Source organism: Sphingobium sp. PNB (assembly GCF_019873065.1).
Taxonomy (GTDB): Bacteria; Pseudomonadota; Alphaproteobacteria; order Sphingomonadales; family Sphingomonadaceae; genus Sphingobium; species Sphingobium fuliginis.
Genome location: NZ_JAINEZ010000168.1, coordinates 1 through 4,102, shown reverse-complemented (window position 1 = coordinate 4,102; position 4,102 = coordinate 1). Strand labels below are relative to the sequence as shown.

The 4,102-nt window shown below is 60.4% G+C and carries 8 protein-coding genes and 1 pseudogene; all 9 read left to right on the top strand.

Going from position 1 to position 4,102, the window contains the following annotated elements; all coding sequences use genetic code 11:
• A pseudogene (locus K7W03_RS26740) lies at positions 1-482 on the top strand (endonuclease); the annotation flags it as partial.
• Positions 482-1,510, top strand: a complete 1,029-nt coding sequence (locus tag K7W03_RS26735) for a recombinase RecT (RefSeq protein ID WP_222887949.1) — start codon at positions 482-484, stop codon at positions 1,508-1,510. The pseudogene K7W03_RS26740 and the gene K7W03_RS26735, both read left to right, overlap by 1 nt.
• On the top strand, positions 1,507-1,851 hold the full coding sequence (locus tag K7W03_RS26730) for a hypothetical protein (RefSeq protein ID WP_222887947.1): 345 nt from the start codon (positions 1,507-1,509) through the stop codon (positions 1,849-1,851). The genes K7W03_RS26735 and K7W03_RS26730 overlap by 4 nt, the downstream gene beginning before the upstream one ends.
• Positions 1,852-1,863: 12 nt before the next feature.
• The gene (locus tag K7W03_RS26725; protein WP_222887945.1) at positions 1,864-2,088 is read left to right on the top strand and encodes a hypothetical protein; all 225 of its coding nucleotides are present in this window, start codon (positions 1,864-1,866) and stop codon (positions 2,086-2,088) included.
• Positions 2,089-2,156: 68 nt separating this feature from the next.
• Complete coding sequence (locus K7W03_RS26720; RefSeq protein ID WP_222887943.1) at positions 2,157-2,435, top strand: hypothetical protein; 279 nt, start codon at positions 2,157-2,159, stop codon at positions 2,433-2,435.
• Complete coding sequence (locus tag K7W03_RS26715) at positions 2,432-2,584, top strand: hypothetical protein (RefSeq protein WP_222887941.1); 153 nt, start codon at positions 2,432-2,434, stop codon at positions 2,582-2,584. Before K7W03_RS26720 ends, K7W03_RS26715 begins: the two co-directional genes overlap by 4 nt.
• Entirely contained in the window at positions 2,584-3,171 is a 588-nt protein-coding gene (locus K7W03_RS26710) for a hypothetical protein (protein WP_222887939.1), read from the top strand. Before K7W03_RS26715 ends, K7W03_RS26710 begins: the two co-directional genes overlap by 1 nt.
• Positions 3,172-3,204: 33 nt before the next feature.
• Positions 3,205-3,576, top strand: a complete 372-nt coding sequence (locus K7W03_RS26705) for a hypothetical protein (protein WP_222887937.1) — start codon at positions 3,205-3,207, stop codon at positions 3,574-3,576.
• Positions 3,573-4,102 (top strand): hypothetical protein (locus K7W03_RS26700; RefSeq protein ID WP_222887935.1); only part of this gene is annotated, 530 nt, incomplete at its 3' end. The genes K7W03_RS26705 and K7W03_RS26700, both read left to right, overlap by 4 nt.

The following is a 4,102-nucleotide window of genomic DNA, read 5'->3' as shown; positions in this document are numbered from 1 at the left end:
ATTGGGGCGACGTTATCGTGCTGGTCGGCGGCAATGAACTGCGGCGGTTCGAATATCAGTTCCGTCCCGTCATCTACGCCGACATCGAAGCGCGCTCCGCCGCGTTCTGGAGGTCGATCGAAGAGGGTAGGACGCCAAGCGCCGACTATACCCGCGACCTGCCCGTCATCAGCGCGATCTATCCCGACGCGACCGATGCCGTGGTGGACCTGCGCACGGACAATCTGGCCTGCGATGCCGCCGCCCGCTGGCTGACGGGCAAAGCGCTGGAGAAGCAGGGCAAGGCGCAGGCGGATGCGGCCCAGGCCGAACTGCTCGACAAGATGGGCGAGGCAGGCGTGGCGCTAATCGACGGCATGACCGTCAAGTGCCCGACTGTGAAGGCCACCCCGGATCGCATCATTTCAGCCGAGGACATCGGCTCCACCATCAAGGGCCGGAAATCCTATCGCCGGTTCAGCATCACGGAGAAAGCAGCATAATGGCTACCCAGCTTCAAGAACGCCGGGCAGACCCGGTTGTCGCCCTTCGCCAAAGCCTGTCCCAGATGGGCGACCAGCTCAAGATGGCGCTTCCCTCGCATATCAATGTCGAGAAATTCCAGCGCGTCACCATGACGGCAATCCAGGCCAACCCCGACCTGCTGAACGCTGATCGCCGGTCGCTTTTCGGCGCGGTCGTGAAAGCGGCGCAAGACGGCCTGCTTCCTGATGGCCGCGAAGGAGCGCTGGTTATCTTCAACCAGAAGAACCGGCAGACGAATGGGTGGGACAAGAAGGTCCAGTGGATGCCCATGATTGCCGGCGTCCTTAAGAAAATCCGGCAGTCGGGCGAAATCGCCAGCGTCGATGTCCATGTCGTGCATGAGCATGACAAGTTCACCTACCGTCCCGGCCTCGACACGGTTCCGGTATTTGAGCCGGACTGGTTTGCTGATCGCGGCGCCCCCATCGGCGCCTATGCCATCGCTACGTTGAAAACTGGCGAGGTGATCCCGCCAGAGATCATGAACGTCCAGCAGATCGAAGCCGTGCGCAAGGTGTCGCGGGCGTCGGACAAAGGGCCGTGGGTCGACTGGTGGGGCGAAATGGCGCGGAAGACGGTCATGCGTCGGTTCGCCAAGCGTCTACCGAGTTCCACCGACATTGAAGCGGAATTCGAGCGCGACGAGACGATGCTGACCAAATCGGCAGCACTCGCGATGGCGGCAGAACCAGAGGTGCAGCAAATCGAGGCGCATCCGCCGTTGGGCCGCCTAGACGCCCTTGAGCAGCAGATCGAGACGCAGGCAGATGTCTCTGGAGAAGGTCCCGCCGACGAACAGCGCGGCGAAGCGCATAGCGATGCTGTCACGCTGCAATCCGCCATGGCGGAGATCGACGCCTGCGAAACGGTGATCGATGTCGACCGCAAGGTTCAGGAACTCGCGCTGATGCTGAGCGAGGAAGACGGCGACGAACTGTACGTCCATGCCGGCGTCCGCAAGACGGAGTTGGGGGCGAAGAAATGACCCCCGACCAACTCAACGATCTGATTGCCGACCAGCGGGAAAGCGGCGCGACCTATCGCGAGATAGCGGACCGCCTGACCGAAGCCGGGCATCCGATCACCAAGGACGCCGTAGCGTGGCGGTGCCGCAAGATGGGGTTGTTCCGGGAACAGGATCGCGCCCGGTACGGCAACCCTGTCGGCGGACGCTCTTTCACTCCGCTGGAAGATCAAACGATCACCGAAATGCGGCTTGCCGGCGCATCCATCCACAAGATCGGGACCACCATCGGGCGCCGCTACCAAAGCGTTTACGTGCGCCTCTTCACGCTGGCGCGCCTCGATGAATTGAACGCAGCCTGAGGGGAGCAACCCATGTTCGGACTTATCACACGCAAGAAGCACGAAGCCGCCCTGGCCCTGATGGCTAAGGCGAATGTGGATTTGGACGAAACGCTGATGGTTCGCGAGGCGACTATCGGGCGGTTGCAGCGGGAGAATGCTGCGCTTCTGTCCGAACTGACCCGATTCCGTGAGGCGCGGGCCAAGGGGAACAAAAACCTAATTCCAGGCGGAAAGAAGAAGCAGGCCTCCGCCTAACCCATTCCAACGGCCCGGCGAAGCGCGCTGTCAACCGGGATGTAAAGGCAGCGCAGAAAGGTTTCACGATGGCGCAAGTCAACCGCTACCTCAAAGACAAGGCAATGGATCACATCGACCATGCCCTTGGCCGCCCGGTCGATCCCCGATCAGAAACGTATCGCAATTACTTCTACGTGATCGGTGACACTGATCTGCGGCGCGACATGACGGCGTCCCCGTACTGGCGGGGCGACGGAAAGGGCGGCGAAGGGGAATATTTCGTTGTCACGGATGAGGGGCGGGCAGCACTGGCCGATTGCGCCGGTTCCCGCGCAGTCATCGCTCTTGCCGGAAAGGTGGAATGATGCGCGCCTTCATCTGCGTCGGTGTCGCGATCATCGGAACCATCCTTATCATCATGGCGGGATTGGAACTTGGCTTGCTCGATTGCAATGGTCAGCCCTGTCACGCCGCCACCCCTCCCTCACAGGATCAGAAGGGGGAGGAGGGGTAATGGATCGCGCCGAAGCACTTTCCGCACTGGCGGAAAACGACGCCCTGCAAGTCGATCTTGAAGGGGCCGTCCCGCTGGCTCAGCGCATTGTCGAGGATTTGGTTAGGTCGCTTGGCGATGCCATATTCGCAACGGAACTAGCTTTCTGTCAGGGCGCCCGTCGCTGCGACCTGTGGACGATCAGCGCCAATTCATCGGCGGGATTCAAAGCCCGCGCCTATGAGGTGAAAATCTCCCGTGCGGACTTCCGGCGCGATACCGCGATCAAGCAGCGGGAAGCGCGCCTATTCTCCGACCAGTTCTTCTATGTGACGCCCGCCGGGCTTATCAAACCTGATGAGGTGCCAGATTGGGCCGGGCTGATCGAATATGCAGATGGCAAGTTCAAGACGGTCATCGGCGCGCCCTATCGCGACAAGGATGCCCCGACATGGGAGCTTGTCGTTTCGCTGATCCGCAACAGCGGCAACGTCAATCGCGACACCGACCTGTTGAAAATGCGGGTTCGCGAGGCTGAGCGCAAAATCTCCCGCGCGGCAAAGGCGGTCGAACTGAGGGGGATCAAGGCGTGGGAGATCGGATTGTGACCACAACCCCGGATCAGACCAATGAGGTGACGCATGGGTGAGAAACACTGGTCGATCAAAACCGCGCTGGAACAAATCACAAAGTGCGATTTTGTGTGTGAAGCTGGGCCGCTGGCACATAATCAAGCATGGGCTTGGCTTGAGGCTGCCGCAAAAGTCGGTCCCGAATTCTGGCCCGGTCAAGGCGTTTGGTTTGAAGTTGAGGCGGAGGTAGCGGGTGTCAAACTGAAGCAGGCCGCCCATTTCTACATCGTCGCTTGCGCTATGGAGAGCGACATCGAACGCCGGTATTGGACCTATAGCCTTAGCGCCGATCCACCCGCCCCATATCACTATGGAAATGTTCATTTTCGCGGTGTGCGTGGCGATAAATTGATGCTGGAAAATCCGGAGGCAAAAGCATGACAGAGCAGCGCAACGATGCGGTGAGGGAGGCGCTAACCGAGGCTTACGATTACATTCGGGCCGGATCGCCGCCAGAACGATGGGCCGTGATGGTCATGCGCCTGTCCAAAGCCCTTTCTCCTTCGCCTGCATCCTCTCCGGTGGGGGAGGGGCTAATTTCTGAGCTAACCGACGCTCTTGAGGACGCCAAGAATAACGGCTTCGGCGAAGAGTTCTTTCGAAGAGCCGTTAATGACCTCCTAGCTCGCGCCCGTGCATATCCATCGGTGACAGAGCGGCGGAGCGTGGGCAGGCTGAGCAAGGCTGTTGTGTCGCTGGTAATAGCCGCCCGTGAAGCATGGGAAGTGGACTGCGTCTCCGGCGATGATCTGGACAAGGCGCTAGAGCCATTCGCCGCCCTTGTTCCTTATGAAAACGAGCCGGATCGCGAAGCCCTTTCCCCATCGGTAGAGCCTGCGGGCAATGGGCGGGAGGCGGTCGAAAATGCCTTCATCGCTGGGTGGGAGGCACAAAAGGCCGGTCGCAG